This window comes from Klebsiella terrigena, assembly GCF_012029655.1.
Lineage (GTDB): Bacteria > Pseudomonadota > Gammaproteobacteria > Enterobacterales > Enterobacteriaceae > Klebsiella > Klebsiella terrigena.
Genome location: NZ_CP050508.1, coordinates 3010437 through 3031518, shown reverse-complemented (window position 1 = coordinate 3031518; position 21082 = coordinate 3010437). Strand labels below are relative to the sequence as shown.

Here is a 21082-nt window from a genome sequence, read left to right as displayed (position 1 = left end):
CCGTGGTTACACTGCTCAACATGTATTTCTTGTTCTGTTTATTTCGTTGCCGGCTTGCGGCGCCCATAGACCAGCCAGGTCACCAGCACGCAAACCACGTAAAACACAAAAAAGATCTTCATGGCGCCGACCGGAGAGCCGGTCATGGCCAGCGAGGTGCCAAAGGCTTTGGGGATGAAGAAGCCCCCAACGGCGCCAATGGCGGAGATAAAGCCGAGCGCGGCGGCGGTATCGGTCACCGCCTCATGCTGGGCCTGTTCGTCGGTCCCGCCGCGTTTTTTGACGCTATCGACGGTGATTTGTCGAAAGATCACGGCGATCATCTGGAAGGTGGAGCCGCTGCCGAGGCCGGCGGTGAGGAACAGCCCCATAAACACCACGTAAAAGGCGAGGAAGCTGCCGGATCCGGAGCCCGGCAGGGTGAGAAACAGCAGGCCGGTGAACAGCGCCATCAGGACAAAGTTGGCGAGCGTCACGTTAACCCCGCCGAGGCGGTCTGAGATAATGCCGCCAAACGAGCGGGCCAGGGCGCCGATAAACGGCCCGAAGAAGGCCAGCTGCAGGATATTGACGTCCGGGAACTGCGTTTTCGCCAGCATCGCAAAGCCGGCGGAGAAGCCGATAAACGAGCCGAAGGTGGCGAGATAAAGCAGGCTCAGCAGCCACATATGCGGACGTTTTAGCACCGGCAGCTGGTCGCGAATTGACGTTTTGGAACCGGCGATATCGTTCATGCCGAACCAGGCGGCGGCGGTGGCAATCAGCAGCAGGGGAACCCAGATCAGCGGCGAGTTGCCGAGCCAGAGGATCGAACCGTCCGGCTGTTCGGTGCCGCGCACGCCGAGGAAGGTAAACAGCGGCAGGAACACGAAAATCGGCGACAGCAGCTGCATCACGCTGACCCCGAGGTTGCCCAGCCCGCCGTTAACGCCGAGCGCGCTGCCCTGCTTAGCCTTCGGGTAGAAAAAGCTGATATTGCCCATGCTGGAGGCAAAGTTGGCGCCGGCGAAACCGCACAGCAGGGCGATGGCGATAAATATCCAGTACGGCGTCGCCGGGTCCTGCACCGCGAAACCGAGCCACAGGCACGGGATCGCTAATATAACGGTACTGATCACCGTCCAGTAGCGCCCGCCAAATATTGGCACCATAAACGAATAGGGCACGCGTAATATTGCCCCGGAAAGCGAAGGAAGGGCGGTTAATAAGAAGAGCTGGTCGGTAGTGAAATTAAATCCGACTTTATTAAGATTGACCGCTACGGCGCTAAATAACATCCAGACGCAGAAGGCGAGTAGCAGGCAGGCAACTGAAATACAAAGGTTTCTTCGTGCAATCTTTTTGCCTTTGTTTTCCCAAAATGCCGGGTTTTCGGGTCTCCAGTCTTTTAAGAGGTAATGATTATCTTTCTCATTTTGTGTTGGCATATTGCCCTCGATTGCACCGTAACCAAAGAAAATAGCGATCTGAAAAGCGGAAAATAGAAAATAAAGCAGCGGTTGTTATGCAGGCTGGTCGTTTTAATTATTGTAATGTTTGAAAGAATAGATAAAAAAAGCGGGGCAGCAGAAAACACGCGGTGAATAGAGGGTTGTTATTTGTTACAAAATGTAAATAAATTGTAGGTTAAGTTGTAAAGAAAAAGAGGGTGTCGGCCCTATCCGCAGGTGGGCCGCGCCGCGAGAACGGTGTCAGCCGCCTCCCGAGGGTGGCGGCGGGAGAGGCCAGGGATTATTCAGGAAGGCGTAAAAGCTCTAGTGTTATGTAATGGTTTATATATCGACTAAAGGCGGCGTCATCAATCTCCTTCATTCCCAGCGCGTAGATGCCGTCCAGGCCGCAGACGAGGGCGATGAGCCGCCAGGCAATATTCTCCGCGCTATCGCCGGGATGAAACTCCCCGGCCGCGGTTCCGCGCTGAATAATGTTGACCGTCTCTTCGTGCCACAGGCTCATGGTGAGCAGGTAGGCCGCTTTGATCTCGCTATCGCTGCTGGAAAGCAGCTGCCCCTCGCGCCACAGGCGAATGTACGGATCCAGCCGGCCATCTTCGCTGCCGAGCATAGAAAACAGGCGCTCGTTCCAGCTCGCCGCATCGTCAACCAGCTGGATGGCCAGCATATCCCGAATCAGCTGGACGAAGGCGTGGGCCTTCAGCTCGCCGATGGAGGTGAAGTGGTGGTGCAGCTGCCCGGTGGCCACGCCGGCCTCACCGGCTATCTGCCGAACGGTCATTGCGCCAAGGCCGCCGCGCAGGGCCACGCGCATCGCCGCCTGCAGGATAACTTCCCGCCGCTCTTCCCGACTTAAATAGTTCATATGCTCCCGCCGCACAGTGGTTTTCATCGATAGTAACAAAAAGTTGGACAGTCGTTCAACAATCCGGCAGGATCGCATTCCTGGACGCGTGTCCAATTTAGTTAATTGAGGAAATGTAGTATGTCTCGGCAATGGTTAACGCTAATAGCGATTTTGCTGGTTTATCTTCCAGTGGCGATCGATGCCACGGTGCTGCACGTAGCGGCGCCAACGCTTAGCGTATCGCTGGGAACCAGCAGCAACGAGCTGCTGTGGATCATTGATATCTATTCATTAGTGATGGCCGGTATGGTGCTGCCGATGGGCGCGCTCGGCGACAAAATTGGCTTTAAGCGCCTACTGCTGCTCGGCAGCGGGATTTTCGGCGTTGCGTCGCTGGCGGCGGCCTTTTCCCCTAGCGCGATGGTGCTGATTGCCTCCCGGGCGCTGCTGGCCATCGGGGCCGCGATGATCGTCCCGGCGACGCTGGCCGGCATTCGTAACACCTTTGCTGAAGCCCGCCACCGCAACATGGCGCTGGGCCTGTGGGCGGCGATTGGCTCAGGCGGCGCGGCTTTCGGCCCGCTGGTGGGCGGAATGCTGCTGGAGCACTTCTACTGGGGATCGGTGTTCCTGCTCAACGTTCCCATCGTGCTGGTGGTTATGACCTTCAGCGCGCGAATGGTGCCGCGCCAGCCCGCGCGACGCGAGCAGCCGCTAAATATGCTGCAGGCGTTGATGCTGATTACGGCAATCCTGATGCTGGTCTTTAGCGCCAAAACGGCGCTCAAAGGGCAGCTTGAGCTGTGGATCACCGGACTGGTAGCCCTCGCCGGCGCGGGGATGCTGTTCTCCTTCGTGCGCCGGCAGCTCTCATCGGCGAGGCCGATGGTGGATATGCGCCTCTTCACGCACCGCATTATTCTAAGCGGCGTGATGATGGCAATGACGGCGCTGATTACGCTGGTGGGTTTCGAACTGCTGATGGCGCAGGAGCTGCAGTTTGTGCACGGTAAAACGCCGTTTGAGGCCGGGTTATTTATGCTGCCGCTGATGGTGGCCAGCGGGTTTAGCGGGCCGATCGCCGGGATGATGGTCTCGCGCCTCGGCCTGCGTCAGGTCGCCACCGGCGGGATGCTGCTCAGCGCGTTCAGCTTCCTTGGGCTGTCGATGACCGACTTTAGCAGCCAGCCGTGGCTGGCGTGGGGGCTGATGACGATGCTGGGCTTCAGCGTTGCCAGCGCGCTGCTGGCCTCCAGCTCGGCGATTATGGCCGCCGCGCCAAAAGAGAAGGCGGCCGCGGCGGGCGCGATTGAAACGATGGCCTATGAGCTCGGCGCCGGGCTGGGTATAGCGCTCTTTGGCCTGATCCTGACCCGCAGCTACAGCTCGTCAATTGTATTACCGAACGGTATTGACGGCGGCGCGGCGGAGCAGGCCGCCTCCTCCATCAGCGAGGCGATAAATCTGGCCCAGTCGATGCCCGCTATTCCGGCCCATGCGCTGGTTGAGGCGGCCAAAACGGCGTTTATCAGCGCCCACAGCATCGTCCTGGCAACGGCTGGCGTCCTGCTGCTGCTGCTGGCAATGGGGATCTGGCGCAGCCTCGCGAAAGTGCCGCCGGTGAGTGACGCCCTATAGCTGGAGAGAGAGCTCCATGGCGGCCCGGCGCAGCGGCGCCAGGGCCAGCTCTTTTAGCGCTCCGGCGCTCATCGCGGCCGCAGGCACGCCGACGTTGAGCGCCGCCACCACCTGGCCGCCGCGCGACAGCAGCGGCACCGCCAGCGAACACAGCCCAACCTCAATCTGCCTGTCCGCAAGCGCGTATCCCTGCATGCGGACTTTGGCAATTTCCTCGCGCAATCCCGGCAGATCGCAGACCGTATGTGGGGTGTAGCGCATTAACACGGCTCGTGACAACGTCACCTCAAGCTGCTCTTCCGGCAACGCGCTGAGCAGCACCCGGCCCATCGAGGTGGCCCAGGCGGGCAGGCGGCTGCCGCGCCCGATGTCGACGCTGAGCAGGTTGTTGACCGCGGCTCTGGCGATGTACAGCACGTTATCCCCATCGAGGGTGGCGGCCGAACAGGACTCGCCCAGCGTTTTGCCCAGCGTATCCAGCGCGGTCTGCGCCACTTTTGCCAGCGGAGTGCCGGCAAGGTAGGCGTGGCCCACCGCCAGCACGCGCGGCAGCAGCTCGTAGCTGCGGCCATCGGGGCTGTGTACCATCCCCAGCGCCGCCAGGGTATAGAGGCAGCGGCGCACGGCGGCGCGAGAAATTTGCGTTTTCTGGCTGAGCTGCGAAATGGTCAGCCGCTGGCGCTGGGGAGTAAAGGCGTTGAGCACCTCCAGCCCGCGCGCCAGCGACAGCATAAAGTTTGGGTCGTGTTCGGCCTGCCTGGCGCTGAGGGTGGTTGGGGATCTATCGCTCATTGAATTCCTCTCCATTCGAAGACAAAGCTCGCGGGCATCACTATACCCTGCGCACAGCGGGCGGCGGCGGAATGTGCGCGTTTTCCCACCCGGATCACATTATTAACCTCAATTTAACAAGCGCGTCGATAATCGCACAACATTTCGATTATCGCCGTTGACCGTGCCGGTGGCTGCCCCCTATTGTCAAAGGCATCGTCACCTCCCGTTATGGTTGGGGGCACAAAAAGTTATACCCGATATCGACTATGCAGCCGCCGCGCCTGGCCACCTTACCGGTGCCGCAGCGGACGCTGCGCGAAGATCCCGGGGCCGGCTATTTCACGATTGGGAACAGAAGATGACCGCGACCGTAGAACGCATTGAAAGCTGGCTGGTTGATGTCCCGACCATTCGCCCGCACAAACTCTCAATGGCCACCATGGGCTGCCAGACGCTGGTGATTATTCGCCTCACGCGCTCCGACGGCATCTGTGGGATCGGCGAGGCGACCACCATTGGTGGCCTGAGCTATGGCGTCGAAAGCCCGGAGGCCATCGTCTCCGCCATTACCCACTATCTGACGCCGCTGCTCAAGGGCCAGCCGGCGGATAACCTCAACGCGCTCACCGAGCGCATGAACGGCGCCATTAAAGGCAATACCTTTGCCAAATCGGCGATTGAGACCGCGCTGCTCGATGCCCAGGGCAAGGCGCTGGGGCTGCCGGTTTCGGCGCTGCTGGGCGGGGCGCTGCAGACCTCGCTGCCGGTGCTGTGGACGCTGGCGAGCGGCGATACCGCGAAGGACATTGCCGAAGGTGAGCGGCTGCTGAGCGAACGCCGCCATCAGGCGTTCAAGCTAAAAATTGGCGCCCGGGAGCTGGCTACCGACCTCAGGCACACCCGCGCGATCGTCGAGGCGCTGGGTGACCGGGCCAGCATCCGGGTTGACGTCAACCAGGCGTGGGACGCCACCGCCGCGGCCAGAGGCTGCCGCGAGCTGGCGGCGATGGGGGTCGACCTTATCGAACAGCCGGTTAGCGCGCAGGATAACGCCGCCCTGGTGCGCCTTAGCCACCGCGTCGAGACCGCGATCCTGGCGGATGAAGCCGTCGCTACCCATTATGACGGCTATCGCCTGGCCCAGCAGGGATTCAGCGGCGCCTACGCGCTGAAGATTGCTAAAGCCGGCGGTCCGGCCAGCGTGTTGGCCCTCGCGCGGGTGGCGCAGGCGGCGGGCATTGGCCTGTACGGCGGCACCATGCTGGAAGGGAGCGTCGGCACGGTGGCGTCGCTGCACGCCTGGTCAACGCTGCCGCTGCAGTGGGGAACCGAGATGTTTGGCCCGCTGCTGTTGAAGGACGACATCATCAGCGTGCCGCTGACCTTCGCCGAGGGGCAGGTCGTTCTGCCGCAGACGCCGGGGCTCGGCGTCGAGCTCGACGAAGATAAGCTGCAGTTTTATACCCGTAAAGCGTAAGCGCGCACAGGAGAGAGAAATGCTGTTCAAAGTGGATATGACCGTCAATATTCCGCTGGGGTTTCCCGGCGCCGAAATTGAGGAGATCAAGCAGCGTGAAAAGGCCTACTCGCAGCAGCTGCAGCGGGAAGGTAAATGGCGGCATATTTGGCGCGTCGCCGGGCTGTACGCCAACGTCAGTATTTTTGACGTGCGGGACGCCGAAGAGCTGCATCAGATATTAATGGGGCTACCGCTGTACCCGTTTATGGAAATACGCGTGGAGGCGCTCTGCCGTCATCCATCATCGATTCGTGAAGACGATAAATAATAATAATTAACCTCGCGCCGGTTTATATCGGCGTAAACCCTACAAATAAGCTGCAAGCAATAAGTGAGAATCGTGATGAAAAATTCTTTCGTACAACAAGAAGTCGTGCAGAAATTATTACGTGAAAGCGCCGGCCTGAACGTTCCCGGCGGCAACGAGCGCTTTAAAGCCATCGTCCATCGCATCCTCGAAGATATGTGCACCCTGATCGATGATTATAATATTAGCCAGGAAGAGTTCTGGCACGCGGTGAACTATCTCCACGAGCTGGGCGGGCGTCAGGAGGCGGCGCTGCTGGCGGCGGGCCTCGGAATCGAGCACTTCCTCGACCTGCGCCAGGACGCTATCGAAGCTGCCCAGCACCGGGAAACCGGCACCCCGCGCACGATTGAGGGGCCGCTGTACGTCGCCAACGCGCCGCTGAGCGATGGCCACGCGCGGATGGATGACGGCAAAGATGCGGGTGAGGTCATGTGGCTGCATGGCCAGGTTTGCGACACCCAGGGGCGCCCGGTAGCGAACGCCGTGGTCGATATCTGGCACGCCAACACCCTCGGGAATTACTCCTTCTTCGACCAGAGCCAGGGGGAGTATAACCTGCGCCGCCGCATTCGTACCGGCGCCGACGGCCGCTACAGCGTGCGCAGCATCATGCCTTCCGGCTACGGCTGCCCGCCGGATGGCCCGACCCAGAAGCTGCTTGACCAACTGGGGCGTCACGGTAATCGCCCGGCGCATATTCACTTCTTCGTTTCGGCTCCGGGCCACAGGCATTTAACCAGTCAGATTAACCTCAATGGCGATAAATACCTGTGGGATGACTTCGCATTTGCTACCCGCGACGGGCTGATCGCCGACCCGGTTAAAATCACCGATCGCGAGCTTATCCAGCAGCGTAAGCTCGACGGCGCGCATACCGAAGTGTGCTTTGATTTCACCCTCTGCCCGGCGCTAAACGCCGATGAAGAGCAGCGCGGCACTCGTCTGCGCGCGCAGGAGTAAGCCGCGCTTTTAACCCGGGCAGCGGCGTCGCGTCCTGTCCGGGCTACCGGTATCATCGCCTTAATTAATTCGTACAGCGTCGTCATCATTTCGCCACCGCCTTTTAATCCTGAATAATGCAGGAGGACCTGACTCATGCAAAAAACGTACGCAACGTTAAAAGCTAAAATTAGCAACGCATTAATTGTTGACCGTGAAAAGCATATTTATCGCTGCCATCGCTCAATATTTACCGACAGCCAGCTATTTGATTTTGAAATGAAGCATATATTCGAAGGAAACTGGGCGTTTCTCGCCCATGAAAGTCAAATTGCCGAGGCCGGCGATTATTATACCCTGACCCTCGGGCGCCAGCCGGTGATTATTACCCGGGATAAAAAGAACCAGCTCCATGCGCTTATTAATAGCTGCGCGCACCGCGGCGCCATGCTGTGTCGGCGCAAAACCGGGAATAAAAACTCCTTCACCTGTCCGTTCCACGGCTGGACCTTTGGCAATAGCGGCAAGCTGCTAAAAGCGAAAGACGAGAGCACCGGCGGCTACCCGGAGACGTTTAAACACGAGGGTTCCCATGACCTGAAAAAGCTCCCGCGCTTTCAGTCCTACCGCGGCTTTCTGTTCGGCAGCCTCAGCGACGACGTGCAGCCGCTGGAGCAGTATCTCGGCGAGACCCTGAAGATTATCGATCTGATGGTCGATCAGGCGGCCGAAGGGCTGGAGGTCCTCAAAGGCTCCTCGAGCTACGTGTATGAGGGTAACTGGAAGCTGGGGGCGGAAAACGGCGCCGACGGCTACCACGTCAGCGTGGTGCACTGGAACTACGCCTCAACGATGTCGCGGCGCAACTATGAAGCGGAAGGGACGCACTCGGTGGACGCCAACGGCTGGTCGAAAAGCCTTGGCGGCGGCTACGGCTTTGAAAACGGCCATATGCTGCTGTGGACCCGCGCGCTCAATCCGGAGGTGCGTCCGGTTTACGCGCACCGGGCGCGCCTGCAGGCGGAGTTTGGCGAGCTGCGCGCCGACCAGATGGTCAACGAAACCCGCAACCTGTGCCTCTATCCTAACGTCTACCTAATGGATCAGTTCTCCACTCAGATCCGCGTGATCCGCCCGATCGCCGTCGATAAAACCGAAGTGACCATCTGGTGCTTTGCGCCAAAAGGGGAGCCCGACGAGGCCCGCGCCCTGCGTATTCGCCAGTACGAGGATTTCTTTAACGTCAGCGGAATGGGCACCCCGGATGACCTCGAAGAGTTCAGCGCCTGCCAGCGCGGCTACCTCGGCGAGAGCCTGGCGTGGAGCGACCTCAGCCGCGGCGCGCTGCACTGGGTCGATGGTGCGGATGAGCACGCCCGGCACGCCGGATTTACGCCGCTGCTGAGCGGTGTCAAGTCGGAGGATGAAGCCCTGTACATTGCCCATCACCACCACTGGCAGAACGTGATGCTGGCGGCGCTTGATAAAGAGCAGCAGCGCTACGACCAGTCGATTACCCAGCGCGTGGAGGTGGCGTAATGTTGACGCTTGAACAGGTTCGCCAGTTTCTCTACTACGAAGCCCGCCTGCTTGACGACCGCCAGTGGGACGAATGGCTGACGTGCTACAGCCCGAAGGTAGTGTTCTGGATGCCGGCGTGGGGCGATGACGACCGGCTCACCCGCGACCCGCAGCGCGAGATTTCGCTGATCTACTACCCCAACCGCGAGGGGCTTGAGGACCGGGTGTACCGCATCAAAACGGAACGCTCCGGCGCCAGCACCCCGGAGCCGCGGACCACGCACACGATCAGCAACGTGGAGCTGACGGGCGAAGGCGAGCAGGGCCTGGAGGTGCGCTACAGCTGGGTGACCTGGAGCCATCGCTACCAGCAGACCGATGCCTATTTTGGCTCGACCTGCTGCACCCTCACCGTCGAGGACGGCAGGCCGCAGATTGTGCGAAAAACTGTGCGCCTGAACAACGACTACATCCGTCAGGTCATCGACGTTTACCATATTTAAGAGGGGCTTATGACCTTTAATATTGCGCTCAATTTTGAGGACGGCATCACCCGCTTTATCCACTGCAACCCCGGGGAGAAGGTGCTGGATGCCGCCTATCGGCAGAAGGTGAATTTGCCGATGGACTGTTCGGACGGCGTCTGCGGCACCTGTAAATGCCGCTGCGCCAGCGGTGATTACGCCCTGGGCGATGACTATCTCGAAGAGGCGCTGAGCGACGAGGAGGCCGCCGCGCGCCAGGTGCTGACCTGCCAGATGATCCCGACCAGCGACTGCGTGATTGACGTGCCGGTGGCGGCGGCGCAGTGCAAAACCGCGCTGGCCAGCGTCGGCGCGGCGGTGGTGGCGGTCAACGCCCTGTCGGAGAGCGCCCTTGAGCTGGTGGTCGCGCTTGACGAAGCGCTGGCGTTTCTGCCTGGGCAGTACATCAATATTCAGGTCCCGGGTACCCCCCACGTGCGCGCCTACTCCTTTAGCTCCCTTTCCGGGGCGCGTGAGGGTCGTTTCCTGATCCGCAACGTGCCCGGCGGCATCATGAGCCAGTGGCTGACGCAGCGCGCGCGGCCCGGCGAGCGGCTGATCCTCAGCGGGCCGATGGGCAGCTTTTATCTGCGCGGCGGCGAGCGTCCGCTGCTGATGCTCGCCGGCGGAACCGGCCTGGCACCGCTGCTGTCGATGCTGCACACCCTCGTGCAGCAGGGCAGCACCCGCCCGGTGACCCTGGTGTACGGCGTTACCCGCGATAGCGATCTGGTCAAAACCGAGGCGCTGGACGCCTTCGTCGGCCAGCTCTCCGGCTACCGCTGGCTGCCGGTGGTGGCCGACCCGCAAAGCGGCTGTCCGCAGCGTGGGTTTGTCACCGACCATCTCGATGAGTCCATGCTTAACGGCGGGGATGTTGATATCTACCTCTGCGGTCCGCCGCCGATGGTTAACGCGGTCTCCTCCGCGCTTCGCGACCGCGGCGTTGCGCCGGCCGGTTTTTGGTATGAAAAATTTATCGCCAGCCAGAGCGCGGCGGCATAAGGAGAGAGCATGCGATTTCAGGATAAGGTAGTGGCGATCACCGGCGCGGCCCAGGGGATCGGTCGGCAGACGGCTGAGCAGGCGGCGCGCGAGGGCGCGAGGCTGCTGCTGATCGACCGCTCCCGCTACGTACACGAGCTGGCGGCGACGCTGGCGGAGTCCGGCTGCGACGTGCTGGCGCTGGAGGCTGACCTTGAGCAGTGGGCGAGCACCGAGCAGGTTTTTGCCGAAGGCGTGGCCCATTTCGGCCGCCTCGACGTGCTGATTAACAATATTGGTGGCACCATCTGGGCGCGGCCCTTCGCCGAATATCAGCCGCAGCAGATTGAACAGGAGATCCGCCGGTCGCTGTTTCCGACGCTATGGGGCTGCCGGGCGGCGCTGCCGTGGATGCTACGCCAGGGCAAGGGCGCCATCGTTAACGTCTCGTCCGTGGCGACCGCGGGCGTCAACCGGGTTCCCTATTCGGCGGCCAAGGGCGGGGTCAACGCGCTGACCCGCTCGATTGCCATGGAGTACAGCGGCAGCGGCATTCGCATCAACGCGGTAGCGCCCGGCGGCACCGAGGCCCCGGCGCGCCTGACGCCGCGCAATCGCGAGACGCCGACGGCGCAGGAGCAGGGATGGTATCAGCAGGTGGTCGATCAAACGGTGCAGAGCAGCCTGATGCATCGCTACGGGACGCTGGCGGAACAGGCAAACGCGATCCTGTTTCTCGCCAGCGATGAGGCAAGCTATATCACCGGCGTTACGCTGCCGGTGGCCGGGGGCGATCTCGGCTAGCGTCGGGTCGCGTACCAGCAGAGCAGGGAGCCGGCGCACACCATGCCGGCTCCCTGCCAGAACGACCACGACAGGGACGCGCTCAGCAGTACCGCCGCCAGCGCCGATGAGAGCACTGGCGTAAAGTACGACGCCGCCGCCAGCAGGCTGACGTTGCCGTGGAGGATCCCCACGTTCCACGCCGCGTAGGCCAGCCCCAGGGCCACCGCCACCATCACCAGCTTGATAACTACCGGCCAGCTAAAGATCATCGGCGGCTGCTCGCTGAACAGAAATTTCAGCCACAGGGTCAGCGCCGTTAATAATACGAACAGGGTGATACCGTTTTTGCCTTTCGCATATTTGGCGGTCACCGTACAATAGGCCGCCCAGATAAAGGCGCCGACAAATGCCAGAATATAGCTCAGGGGGCTGGAGACGACGTTGCTGATAATTTCATCAATATTCAGGCCGTGCTCACCGCCTAATACCCAAACGACGCCAAACAGCGCAATAAATAAGCCGGGAATAACCAGCCAGGTGCTTTTCTGCTGATTAAAGAGAATGGCGAATAAAATCGTCAGGCTGGGCCACAGATAGTTGACCATACCCACTTCGATCGCCTGCTGGCGGGTGCCGGCAAAGCCCAGAGAAAGCGCGAGGCAGATTTCATAGCTGACAAACAGCAGGCTGCCGGCCAGTAAATAGGCGCGCGGGATCTGCCGCAGCTGCGGGAAGCCAACGGTAAACACCAGCAATATACCGCTGAGGCTGTAGATCATTGCCGCGCCGCCTACCGGACCTAATCCTTCGCTCACTCCGCGAATCAAACCGACCATGGTGCTCCACAGCACAATAGCCGCCAGTCCGGTTAACGTTGCCTTTTTCTTTTCCATCTTAAACCTGATGCCAATACGAATTCAGCTTCGATTTATAACACTTTTCTATTCCGCCCGGCCGATATTTTCATCAGCCGTTAATCCTAAGGGAGTAATTAAAGCTGCGGGGCCTGACTATTAAGGGGGCGAGCGTTTTCGACATTGATTTGACGCAATAAAAACAGGGACATTGCTGTTAGTTTCCCCCCCGCGATGAACAAAATTCCTGCATGGAGAAAATCAATGGACGTCAGCCGCAGAAAGTTTTTCAAAATCTGCGCAGGCGGTATGGCCGGAACAACAGCTGCTGCCCTGGGTTTTGCACCCAAAATGGCGCTGGCTCAGGCGCGTAACTACAAGCTATTGCGCGCCAAAGAGATCCGCAACACCTGCACATACTGCTCCGTGGGCTGCGGGCTATTAATGTATAGCCTGGGCGACGGCGCGAAGAACGCGAAAGAAGCAATTTATCATATCGAAGGCGACCCGGATCACCCGGTGAGCCGCGGCGCGCTGTGCCCGAAAGGGGCGGGCCTGCTGGACTACGTGCACAGCGAAAACCGCCTGCGCTACCCGCAATACCGCGCGCCGGGCTCCGACAGTTGGCAGCGTATTTCCTGGGATGAGGCCTTCGATCGCATTGCCAAACTAATGAAAGCCGACCGTGACGCCAACTTTATTGAGAACAACGAACAGGGCGTAACGGTTAACCGCTGGCTTTCCACCGGGATGCTCTGCGCGTCCGCGGCGAGTAATGAAACCGGCATGCTGACGCAGAAGTTTGTGCGCTCTCTCGGCATGCTGGCGGTAGATAACCAGGCGCGCGTCTGACACGGACCAACGGTAGCAAGTCTTGCTCCAACATTTGGTCGCGGTGCGATGACCAACCACTGGGTTGATATCAAAAACGCTAACGTAGTGATGGTGATGGGCGGCAACGCCGCTGAAGCACATCCGGTGGGATTCCGCTGGGCGTTAGAAGCGAAGAACAATAACGATGCGACGCTTATCGTCGTCGATCCGCGCTTTACGCGTACGGCATCGGTGGCCGATATCTATGCGCCAATCCGCTCCGGCACCGACATTACCTTCCTGTCGGGGGTACTGCTGTACCTGATTGAAAATAACAAAATTAACGCCGAATACGTCAGGCACTACACCAACGCTAACCTGCTGGTGCGCGATGATTTTGCCTTCGATGACGGCCTGTTCAGCGGCTACGACGCTGAAAAACGCCAGTACGATAAGTCCTCCTGGAACTACCAGTTTGATGAAAACGGCTTTGCCAAACGCGATGAAACCCTGACCCACCCGCGCTGCGTCTGGAACCTGCTAAAACAGCACGTCTCCCGCTATACGCCGGACGTGGTGGAGAACATCTGCGGGACGCCAAAAGCGGACTTCCTCAAGGTGTGCGAAGTGCTGGCCTCCACCAGCGCGGCGGATCGCACCACCACCTTCCTCTATGCGCTGGGCTGGACGCAGCACACCGTCGGGGCGCAGAACATCCGCACCATGGCGATGATCCAGCTGCTGCTCGGCAATATGGGGATGGCGGGCGGCGGGGTCAACGCGCTGCGCGGCCACTCTAATATCCAGGGGCTGACCGACCTTGGCCTGCTGTCAACCAGCCTGCCCGGCTATCTGACGCTGCCGGCGGAAAAGCAGACGGATCTGCACAGCTATCTGCAGGCCAACACGCCAAAAGCGACGCTGGACGAGCAGGTGAACTACTGGAGCAACTATCCTAAGTTCTTCGTCAGCCTGATGAAATCCTTCTACGGCGACGCGGCGCAAAAAGAGAACGACTGGGGCTTTAACTGGTTACCGAAATGGGATCAGGCCTACGACGTTATCAAGTACTTCAACATGATGGATGGCGGCAAAGTCAACGGCTACCTCTGCCAGGGCTTTAACCCTGTGGCGTCCTTCCCGGACAAAAACAAGGTGGTGCGCAGCCTCAGCAACCTGAAGTACATGGTGGTTATCGATCCGCTGGTGACCGAAACCTCCGTCTTCTGGCAAAACCACGGCGAGTCCAACGACGTTGACCCGGCGGCGATCCAGACGGAAGTCTTCCGCCTGCCGTCCACCTGCTTTGCCGAAGAAGATGGCTCTATCGCCAACTCCGGACGCTGGCTGCAGTGGCACTGGAAGGGCCAGGACGCGCCGGGCGAAGCGCGCAACGACGGCGAAATCCTTGCCGGTATCTACCACCGTCTGCGCGAAATGTACCGCGCCGAGGGCGGCAAAGGCGTCGAGCCGCTGCTGAAAATGGCCTGGGACTACAAGCAGCCGGATCGTCCGGAATCGGAAGAGGTGGCAAAAGAGAGCAACGGCTACGCGCTGGCGGATCTCTACGACGCCAACGGCGCGCTGGTGGCGAAAAAAGGCCAACTGCTGAACAGCTTCGCGCTGCTGCGCGACGACGGCTCAACCTCATCCTCGTGCTGGATTTATACCGGCAGCTGGACCGAGCAGGGCAACCAGATGGCCAACCGCGACAACGCCGATCCGTCGGGCCTTGGCAACACCCTGGGCTGGGCCTGGGCGTGGCCGCTAAACCGCCGGGTGCTCTATAACCGCGCGTCGGCGGATATCTACGGCAGGCCGTGGGATGCGAAACGGATGCTGATCCAGTGGAACGGCGCTAAGTGGGTCGGGAACGATATTGCGGACTTCAACACCGCGCCGCCGGGGAGCAAAACCGGTCCGTTTATCATGCAGCAGGAGGGTCTCGGCCGGCTGTTTGCGCTGGATAAGCTGGCGGAAGGTCCGTTCCCTGAGCACTACGAGCCAATGGAGACGCCGCTGGGTACCAACCCGCTGCACCCGAACGTTATCTCCAGTCCGGTGGTGCGTCTGTACGAAGAGGATGCCGTGCGCTTAGGTAAGAAAGACAGGTTCCCGTACGTCGGCACCACCTATCGCCTGACCGAGCACTTCCACACCTGGACCAAGCACGCGCTGCTTAACGCCATCGCGCAGCCGGAGCAGTTCGTCGAAATCAGCGAGGGGCTGGCGAAAGCCAAGGGGATTGCCAACGGCGATCGCGTGACGGTCAGCAGCATGCGCGGCTTTATTCGCGCGGTGGCGGTAGTGACCCGGCGCCTGCAGACGCTTAACGTCAACGGCCAGCAGGTGGAAACCGTCGGGATCCCGCTGCACTGGGGCTTTGAAGGGGTGGCCCGTAAAGGCTACATCGCCAATACCCTGACGCCGAACGTCGGCGATTCCAACTCGCAAACGCCGGAGTATAAGGCGTTTCTGGTCAACATCGAGAAAGCGTAAGGGGCGATTCAATGGCGATGGAAACACAGGACATTATTAAACGCTCCGCGACGAACCCTATCACTCCCGCGCCCCGCGCGCGGGACTTTAAGGCGGAAGTCGCCAAGCTTATCGATGTGTCATCCTGCGTGGGCTGCAAGGCCTGCCAGGTGGCCTGCTCCGAGTGGAACGATATCCGCGATGAGGTGGGGCACTGCGTCGGGGTTTACGATAACCCGGCGGATCTCAGCGCCAAATCCTGGACGGTGATGCGCTTTAGCGAAACCGAACAGAACGGCAGGCTGGAGTGGCTGATCCGTAAAGACGGCTGCATGCACTGCGAAGATCCGGGCTGCCTGAAGGCCTGCCCCTCGGCCGGCGCGATTATTCAGTACGCGAACGGCATCGTCGACTTCCAGCAGGAAAACTGCATTGGCTGCGGCTACTGCATTGCCGGGTGTCCGTTTAACGTCCCGCGCCTCAATAAAGAGGATAACCGGGTCTATAAATGCACGCTCTGCGTCGACCGCGTCAGCGTCGGTCAGGAGCCGGCGTGCGTGAAAACCTGCCCGACCGGGGCGATTCATTTCGGCAGCAAGAAAGAGATGCTGGAGGTGGCGCAGGAGCGGGTCAACAAGCTGAAGGCGCGCGGCTATCCGCACGCCGGGGTGTACAACCCGCCGGGCGTGGGCGGCACGCACGTGATGTACGTGCTGCATCACGCCGACCAGCCGGAGCTGTACCACAAGCTGCCGAACGATCCGAAAATCGATACCAGCATCAATCTGTGGAAAGGGGCGCTGAAGCCGCTCTCGGCACTGGGCTTTGTCGCCACCTTTGCCGGGCTTATCTATCACTACATCGGTATCGGACCGAACAAGGAAGTGGATGACGATGAGGAGGAACATGATGAGTAAATCGAAGATGATTGTGCGCACGAAGTTTATCGACCGCGCCTGTCACTGGACGGTGGTTATCTGCTTCTTTCTGGTTTCACTGTCCGGGATCTCGTTCTTCTTCCCGAGTCTGCAGTGGCTGACGGAAACTTTCGGTACGCCGCAGATGGGGCGCATTCTGCATCCCTTCTTTGGGGTGGTTATCTTTATCGCCCTGATGTTTATGTTCGTCCGTTTTGTGCAGCATAACATCCCCGACAAGCAGGATATTCCGTGGCTGAAGGGGATTGTTGAGGTGCTGAAAGGCAACGAGCATAAGGTGGCGCGCGTCGGGAAATATAACGCCGGGCAGAAGATGATGTTCTGGACCATCATGAGCATGATTTTTGTGCTGCTGGTGACCGGGGTGATTATCTGGCGGCCCTGGTTTGCGCACTATTTCCCGATTCAGGTCATCCGCTACGGCCTGCTGATCCACGCGGCGTCGGCGATTGTGCTGATCCACGCCATCCTGATCCATATGTATATGGCGTTCTGGGTGAAGGGGTCGATTAAAGGCATGGTTGAAGGCAAGGTGAGCCGCCGCTGGGCGAAAAAACACCACCCGCGCTGGTACCGCGACGTCGAGCGCCTGGAGGCGAAGAAAGAGAGTTCGCAGGGGATAAAATAGGCCTGCCGCGGAATTCTGCATGGCGCGACCGATGTCGCGCCATTTTTTTTAGCCTTCGCCGCGCAGGACCTCCAGCCCCACCCGCTGGCCGTAAGAGAGCTCGAGGGTATTGCCGTCCGGGTCGGCAAAGAACACGTAGTAGCCCACCGGCTCGCCGAGCTGTTCAGGCTCGCTGCGCAGCACGCCCTCGCGGCGCGCTATCGCGGTTTTTTCATCGATCTCCTGGCGCGTCGCGCAGGCTACCCCAAGGTGACCGAAGGGCCCAAGCGGGGTATCGGTGTGGCTATCCGTCTGCACCAGCACCAGCGCAAACGGGCGGGTGCGGTCGCTCAGCCACGCCACGTGGCGCGCGGAGGGCAGATCGGGCGAGCGCCGGTGGATCACCTGCATGGCGGTGTAGCGGGTATAAAAATCGATACTTTTTTGCAGATCGCGCACCATAAAGGCGACGTGGGTAAAACCGCTGTCTACTTCCTGCATCATGCTGCTCCTGTTAGGTCGTTTTGTTCTGCCGACAACGGTAATACCTCAGGTTAACTTGAGGTAAAGCGCGAATTGTGCCATTGACGATCGCCAAAACAGGTAGGGCGAAGAGGCTCCCGCCGATGCGGGAGCCGGCGGGAGAGGCTAGAAATGTTCCTTGATAAAACGGAAGGGGTACTCGCTGGATTTACTCTTGCCCGTTTTGCGCTTGGGCAATTTAACCGGATCGATATGCGGGTTCTTGTAGGGGATCTGCGCCAGCAGGTGAGTAATGATGTTCAGGCGAACGCGCTTCTTCTCCTCCGAACGGGCGACAAACCACGGCGCCCAGGCGGTATCGGTGGCGGCAAACATCGCGTCCCTGGCGGCGGTGTAGTCGTCCCAGCGGTTAAACGACTTGATGTCCATTGGCGACAGCTTCCAGATCTTGCGCCCGTCGTTGATGCGGTCGCGCAGGCGGCGCTCCTGCTCCTCCGGGGTCACCTCCAGCCAGTATTTCAGCAAAATGATCCCGGACTCGACCATCGCCCGCTCGACCATCGGCGCGCCTTCAAGGAACTTATCCGTCTGCTCGGGGGTACAAAAGCCCATCACCCGCTCGACGCCTGCGCGGTTGTACCAGCTGCGGTCGAAGATCACTATCTCTCCGGCGGCGGGTAAAAAGGGAATATAGCGCTGATAGTAGAGCTGGCTCTTCTCGCGCTCTGTGGGGGCCGGGAGGGCGATAACCCGAAACACGCGCGGGCTAACCCGCTCGGTGATGGCTTTGATGGTGCCGCCTTTCCCCGCGCCGTCGCGCCCCTCAAACACAATGCAGACCTTCAGCCCCTGGCTGACGACCCACAGCTGCAGCTTGACCAGCTCAACGTGCAGCTTGCGTAGCGCCTTTTGATACTCTTTTTCGCCGAGCGGCTCGGTTTTACCGACGCTGTCGATGGCTTTGCTCTTTTTCTTATTTCCCATGGGCTCTTCTCCGTCGTATATCGCGCCGGGTCAGCGCTCTACTATGAAGTGTAATAACAGCGCCAGCGTACGGCGGAAAATATTCATTCACCGCCGCCGCGCCGCCCGCTAATTAAGCGGCAGAAGCGATATTCATGCAGCGATCGCGCCGTTATATGGATAAACAGGTCACTTCACGTTTTTGTCTGGCCTGCGGTTGCCGAATAGTCAATAATGCCGACCGAAAGTAAAAACAAAGGGTTATACCGCCGGGATTGACCTGTTTGCCACGTTGCCCGGCCTGCCGTCGCGCCCGTTTGCGGCCGGGGCAGGCCTGCGTTATTTAAGGTTCAGAAGTATGAAAAAGACGATTTTTTCGTTAGCGCTTGGCACCTTTGGTCTGGGAATGGCGGAATTTGGCATCATGGGCGTACTGCCGGAAGTGGCCCACGACGTAGGGATCTCGATCCCCGTCGCCGGCAATATGATCTCTTATTACGCCTGCGGGGTGGTGATCGGCGCGCCGGTGATGGCGCTGATTTCGAGCCGCTTTTCGTTAAAATCGATCATGCTATTTCTCGCCGCGCTCACCGTTATCGGTAACGCCATTTTTGCCTTCTCTTCGAGCTACGCCATGCTGGCGGTCGGCCGGCTGGTCTCCGGCTTCCCCCACGGCGCCTTTTTTGGCGTCGGCGCGATTATCCTGTCGAAAATAGCCCCGCCGGGAAAAGTCACCGCGGCGGTCGCCGGGATGATAGGCGGGATGACGGTGGCCAACCTGATCGGCGTGCCTGCCGGAACCTGGCTCGGGCACCAGTTTAGCTGGCGCGACACCTTTATGGCCCTCTCCCTGTTTAACGTCGCGGTCTTCCTGTCAATTATCCGCTGGGTGCCGACGCTGTTTGATAAATCGACGACGCGATTGCGCGAACAGTTTTACTTTTTAAAATCACCGGCGCCGTGGCTGATATTTGCCGCGACGCTGTTTGGTAACGCCGGCGTATTTGCGTGGTTCAGCTATATCAAGCCGTTTATGATTAACGTTGCCGGTTTTTCCGAAGGCGCGATCATCTTTATTATGATGCTGGTGGGTCTGGGAATGGTGCTGGGCAACGTGCTCAGCGGCAAAATTTCCGCCCGCTTTAGCCCTTTGCGCATTGCCGCCGCCACCGACGGTATGATTGCCGTGGTGCTGTTGCTGATGTTTATCTTCGGCGATCGTCAGCCGGCGGCGCTGCTGCTGGCCTTTATCTGCTGTACCGGTCTGTTTGCGCTCGCGGCGCCGCTGCAGATCCTGCTGCTGCAAAACGCCCGCGGCGGAGAGATGCTGGGGGCGGCGGGGGGACAGATTGCCTTTAACCTCGGCAGCGCGATTGGCGCCCTGTGCGGGGGAATGATGCTGACCTGGGGCTTTGGCTGGAATTCGGTTGCGCTGCCTGCCGCCGGGCTCTCCTTCCTCGCCATGAGTTCGCTGCTGATTTACGCTCGCTATCAGCGCAGCCTCCGCTAGCCGCCGCGCGCCGCGCCTGGTGCGGCGCGCGGGGCCGAAGAGTCAATCCGTAAACGGCTCGCCGAGGGTCAGCATCAGGCGGTTTGCCCAGGCGAAAAAGGCCGCGGATTGCAGCAGGTCGAGCTGGGCGAGGGTATCGAGCCCCTGACGCTCAACGGCGGCCAGATGGGCAGCGTTGAGCGCCGACGGGGTGACCGAGACCGCGGCGGCAAAATCAATTTCCGCCTGCCAGCGCGCCGACTGGCCGTCGCCGAGGTTATCTCCCGGCGTCACTGCCAGCAGGGTTTCCACCGCCGTCTCCTCTTTTGCCAGCTGGGCCGCCTTGCGGGCGTGCACCGAAGCGCAATAAATACAGCCGTTAATTTTGCTGGCTACCGTCGCCGCCAGCTCCCTTTCGGCGCGCGGCAGCCCGCCCGGCGTATAGAAAATACCCTTGTCGGTCAGCGTGCGCTGCTCCAGCAGCGGCTGGTTGCGGGCCAGCAGGCGAAAATAGGGCGAGTCGCTGTGGCCATATTTCGCCAGGATGTTGCGCTCGTCCTCGCTGAATTCGTCCAGCGGTTTGGCGGCGATCCACGGCTCCCAGCCCAGCTCGTCGCGGGTGAAGTGCACCGGCGCACGCCTGCCGCTGACCGTCTGCGGCGCGGTATGCCAGAAGCCGGCAACCACCGGCGTCTCCGCGCTGGCCGTTGGCTTACCGTTCAGCAGCCGCAGGCCGGCGATCAGCCGGCTCTGGAAGCTCACAAAGGCGATGAGCTGGGCGAGGGTGACCACCGCCCGCAGGCTCCAGCCGGCGTGAGTTAACGCCTGCAGCGCCGACGGCGTGGCCTCGATTGGGGTAAAGGTCAGCAGGCGGGCAAATCCCAGCGCCGGGATCAGCCGCGGCGACGTCGGGTCGGCAAGGCCAAATCCGGCGTAGTGGGCGGCGAGGGCGTCGGCCTGGTGCAGCTTGGCCACCTTCGCGGCCACCGCAAAGCGCTCGCTCAGCGGGAAATCCTCCTCCTCCTGGCCAAACAGCGTTTCATAGCTGCCCTGCGCATGGCGGGTGGCCGCTTCGCGCACCGCGCGGGCCTCGGCCAATGCGGAATTCGGGGCAATATCGGCCAGCTCAGCCAAAATATCCTGACTCAGTGTCATGGTGAC

The 21082-nt window shown here is 60.3% G+C and carries 18 protein-coding genes and 1 pseudogene; 12 read left to right on the top strand and 7 right to left on the bottom strand.

Features of this window, described 5'->3' with window-relative positions; genetic code table 11:
- Nucleotides 1-38: 38 nt before the first annotated feature.
- Nucleotides 39-1427: a NarK family nitrate/nitrite MFS transporter gene (locus tag HCK03_RS14280; RefSeq protein ID WP_041145411.1), complete on the bottom strand. Its 1389-nt coding sequence runs from the start codon at nucleotides 1425-1427 to the stop codon at nucleotides 39-41.
- A 304-nt stretch (nucleotides 1428-1731) separates the two neighbouring features.
- Nucleotides 1732-2319, bottom strand: a complete 588-nt coding sequence (locus HCK03_RS14275) for a TetR family transcriptional regulator (protein WP_167691785.1) — start codon at nucleotides 2317-2319, stop codon at nucleotides 1732-1734.
- Nucleotides 2320-2439: 120 nt separating this feature from the next.
- Between HCK03_RS14275 and HCK03_RS14270 the strand changes: the two genes are divergently transcribed.
- On the top strand, nucleotides 2440-3939 hold the full coding sequence (locus HCK03_RS14270; protein ID WP_167691784.1) for an MFS transporter: 1500 nt from the start codon (nucleotides 2440-2442) through the stop codon (nucleotides 3937-3939).
- Here HCK03_RS14270 and HCK03_RS14265 read toward each other — a convergent pair.
- A pseudogene (locus tag HCK03_RS14265) lies at nucleotides 3934-4769 on the bottom strand (IclR family transcriptional regulator domain-containing protein). The gene HCK03_RS14270 and the pseudogene HCK03_RS14265 overlap by 6 nt on opposite strands.
- 302 nt (nucleotides 4770-5071) lie before the next feature.
- Between HCK03_RS14265 and HCK03_RS14260 the strand changes: the two are divergent.
- From HCK03_RS14260 to benD, 7 genes are all read left to right on the top strand, one after another.
- The gene (locus HCK03_RS14260; RefSeq protein ID WP_041145414.1) at nucleotides 5072-6190 is read left to right on the top strand and encodes a muconate cycloisomerase family protein; all 1119 of its coding nucleotides are present in this window, start codon (nucleotides 5072-5074) and stop codon (nucleotides 6188-6190) included.
- 19 nt (nucleotides 6191-6209) lie between these two features.
- Nucleotides 6210-6500, top strand: a complete 291-nt coding sequence (gene catC / locus HCK03_RS14255; protein ID WP_041145415.1) for a muconolactone Delta-isomerase — start codon at nucleotides 6210-6212, stop codon at nucleotides 6498-6500.
- Nucleotides 6501-6575: 75 nt separating this feature from the next.
- Nucleotides 6576-7502, top strand: a complete 927-nt coding sequence (gene catA / locus HCK03_RS14250; RefSeq protein WP_167691783.1) for a catechol 1,2-dioxygenase — start codon at nucleotides 6576-6578, stop codon at nucleotides 7500-7502.
- Between the two features lie 135 nt (nucleotides 7503-7637).
- Complete coding sequence (locus HCK03_RS14245; protein WP_128878254.1) at nucleotides 7638-9020, top strand: Rieske 2Fe-2S domain-containing protein; 1383 nt, start codon at nucleotides 7638-7640, stop codon at nucleotides 9018-9020.
- The gene (gene benB, locus HCK03_RS14240; protein ID WP_041145418.1) at nucleotides 9020-9505 is read left to right on the top strand and encodes a benzoate 1,2-dioxygenase small subunit; all 486 of its coding nucleotides are present in this window, start codon (nucleotides 9020-9022) and stop codon (nucleotides 9503-9505) included. The genes HCK03_RS14245 and benB overlap by 1 nt, the downstream gene beginning before the upstream one ends.
- A 9-nt stretch (nucleotides 9506-9514) precedes the next feature.
- Complete coding sequence (gene benC / locus HCK03_RS14235; RefSeq protein ID WP_167691782.1) at nucleotides 9515-10531, top strand: benzoate 1,2-dioxygenase electron transfer component BenC; 1017 nt, start codon at nucleotides 9515-9517, stop codon at nucleotides 10529-10531.
- A 9-nt stretch (nucleotides 10532-10540) separates the two neighbouring features.
- A complete protein-coding gene (gene benD, locus HCK03_RS14230) occupies nucleotides 10541-11314 on the top strand; it encodes a benzoate diol dehydrogenase BenD (protein ID WP_167691781.1) in 774 nt (257 codons plus the stop codon).
- On the opposite strand, the gene yddG is transcribed toward benD, so the two are convergent.
- Entirely contained in the window at nucleotides 11311-12189 is an 879-nt protein-coding gene (gene yddG / locus HCK03_RS14225; protein WP_041145421.1) for an aromatic amino acid DMT transporter YddG, read from the bottom strand. The genes benD and yddG overlap by 4 nt on opposite strands.
- 225 nt (nucleotides 12190-12414) lie before the next feature.
- On the opposite strand from yddG, the gene fdnG reads away from it, so the two are divergent.
- From fdnG to fdnI, 3 genes are read left to right on the top strand one after another with little or no spacing between them, the layout of a single operon-like run.
- A complete protein-coding gene (gene fdnG / locus HCK03_RS14220) occupies nucleotides 12415-15462 on the top strand; it encodes a formate dehydrogenase-N subunit alpha (RefSeq protein WP_167691780.1) in 3048 nt (1015 codons plus the stop codon).
- An 11-nt stretch (nucleotides 15463-15473) separates the two neighbouring features.
- Nucleotides 15474-16358 (top strand): formate dehydrogenase subunit beta, encoded by an 885-nt coding sequence (fdxH, locus tag HCK03_RS14215; protein WP_076947191.1) that lies wholly within the window; start codon nucleotides 15474-15476, stop codon nucleotides 16356-16358.
- On the top strand, nucleotides 16351-17007 hold the full coding sequence (fdnI, locus tag HCK03_RS14210; RefSeq protein ID WP_041145425.1) for a formate dehydrogenase-N subunit gamma: 657 nt from the start codon (nucleotides 16351-16353) through the stop codon (nucleotides 17005-17007). Before fdxH ends, fdnI begins: the two co-directional genes overlap by 8 nt.
- Nucleotides 17008-17055: 48 nt before the next feature.
- Here fdnI and HCK03_RS14205 read toward each other — a convergent pair whose 3' ends face one another.
- Both HCK03_RS14205 and ppk2 read right to left on the bottom strand, forming a co-directional pair.
- The gene (locus HCK03_RS14205; protein ID WP_041145426.1) at nucleotides 17056-17487 is read right to left on the bottom strand and encodes a VOC family protein; all 432 of its coding nucleotides are present in this window, start codon (nucleotides 17485-17487) and stop codon (nucleotides 17056-17058) included.
- Between the two features lie 147 nt (nucleotides 17488-17634).
- Entirely contained in the window at nucleotides 17635-18453 is an 819-nt protein-coding gene (gene ppk2, locus HCK03_RS14200; protein ID WP_041145427.1) for a polyphosphate kinase 2, read from the bottom strand.
- 337 nt (nucleotides 18454-18790) lie between these two features.
- Here ppk2 and araJ point away from each other — a divergent pair, with 337 nt between their 5' ends.
- Nucleotides 18791-19942, top strand: a complete 1152-nt coding sequence (araJ, locus tag HCK03_RS14195) for an MFS transporter AraJ (RefSeq protein WP_041145428.1) — start codon at nucleotides 18791-18793, stop codon at nucleotides 19940-19942.
- Nucleotides 19943-19984: 42 nt separating this feature from the next.
- Here araJ and HCK03_RS14190 read toward each other — a convergent pair whose 3' ends face one another.
- Nucleotides 19985-21076: an alkylhydroperoxidase domain protein gene (locus HCK03_RS14190; RefSeq protein ID WP_041145429.1), complete on the bottom strand. Its 1092-nt coding sequence runs from the start codon at nucleotides 21074-21076 to the stop codon at nucleotides 19985-19987.
- Between the last annotated feature and the right edge of the window lie 6 nt (nucleotides 21077-21082).

What these genes read in the sequence shown, in the direction of transcription:
- HCK03_RS14280 (WP_041145411.1), bottom strand. Translation starts at nt 1,427, where the DNA reads ATGCCAACACAAAATGAGAAAGATAATCATTACCTCTTAAAAGACTGG.
- HCK03_RS14275 (WP_167691785.1), bottom strand. Translation starts at nt 2,319, where the DNA reads ATGAACTATTTAAGTCGGGAAGAGCGGCGGGAAGTTATCCTGCAGGCG.
- HCK03_RS14270 (WP_167691784.1), top strand. Translation starts at nt 2,440, where the DNA reads ATGTCTCGGCAATGGTTAACGCTAATAGCGATTTTGCTGGTTTATCTT.
- HCK03_RS14260 (WP_041145414.1), top strand. Translation starts at nt 5,072, where the DNA reads ATGACCGCGACCGTAGAACGCATTGAAAGCTGGCTGGTTGATGTCCCG.
- catC (WP_041145415.1), top strand. Translation starts at nt 6,210, where the DNA reads ATGCTGTTCAAAGTGGATATGACCGTCAATATTCCGCTGGGGTTTCCC.
- catA (WP_167691783.1), top strand. Translation starts at nt 6,576, where the DNA reads ATGAAAAATTCTTTCGTACAACAAGAAGTCGTGCAGAAATTATTACGT.
- HCK03_RS14245 (WP_128878254.1), top strand. Translation starts at nt 7,638, where the DNA reads ATGCAAAAAACGTACGCAACGTTAAAAGCTAAAATTAGCAACGCATTA.
- benB (WP_041145418.1), top strand. Translation starts at nt 9,020, where the DNA reads ATGTTGACGCTTGAACAGGTTCGCCAGTTTCTCTACTACGAAGCCCGC.
- benC (WP_167691782.1), top strand. Translation starts at nt 9,515, where the DNA reads ATGACCTTTAATATTGCGCTCAATTTTGAGGACGGCATCACCCGCTTT.
- benD (WP_167691781.1), top strand. Translation starts at nt 10,541, where the DNA reads ATGCGATTTCAGGATAAGGTAGTGGCGATCACCGGCGCGGCCCAGGGG.
- yddG (WP_041145421.1), bottom strand. Translation starts at nt 12,189, where the DNA reads ATGGAAAAGAAAAAGGCAACGTTAACCGGACTGGCGGCTATTGTGCTG.
- fdxH (WP_076947191.1), top strand. Translation starts at nt 15,474, where the DNA reads ATGGCGATGGAAACACAGGACATTATTAAACGCTCCGCGACGAACCCT.
- fdnI (WP_041145425.1), top strand. Translation starts at nt 16,351, where the DNA reads ATGAGTAAATCGAAGATGATTGTGCGCACGAAGTTTATCGACCGCGCC.
- HCK03_RS14205 (WP_041145426.1), bottom strand. Translation starts at nt 17,487, where the DNA reads ATGCAGGAAGTAGACAGCGGTTTTACCCACGTCGCCTTTATGGTGCGC.
- ppk2 (WP_041145427.1), bottom strand. Translation starts at nt 18,453, where the DNA reads ATGGGAAATAAGAAAAAGAGCAAAGCCATCGACAGCGTCGGTAAAACC.
- araJ (WP_041145428.1), top strand. Translation starts at nt 18,791, where the DNA reads ATGAAAAAGACGATTTTTTCGTTAGCGCTTGGCACCTTTGGTCTGGGA.
- HCK03_RS14190 (WP_041145429.1), bottom strand. Translation starts at nt 21,076, where the DNA reads ATGACACTGAGTCAGGATATTTTGGCTGAGCTGGCCGATATTGCCCCG.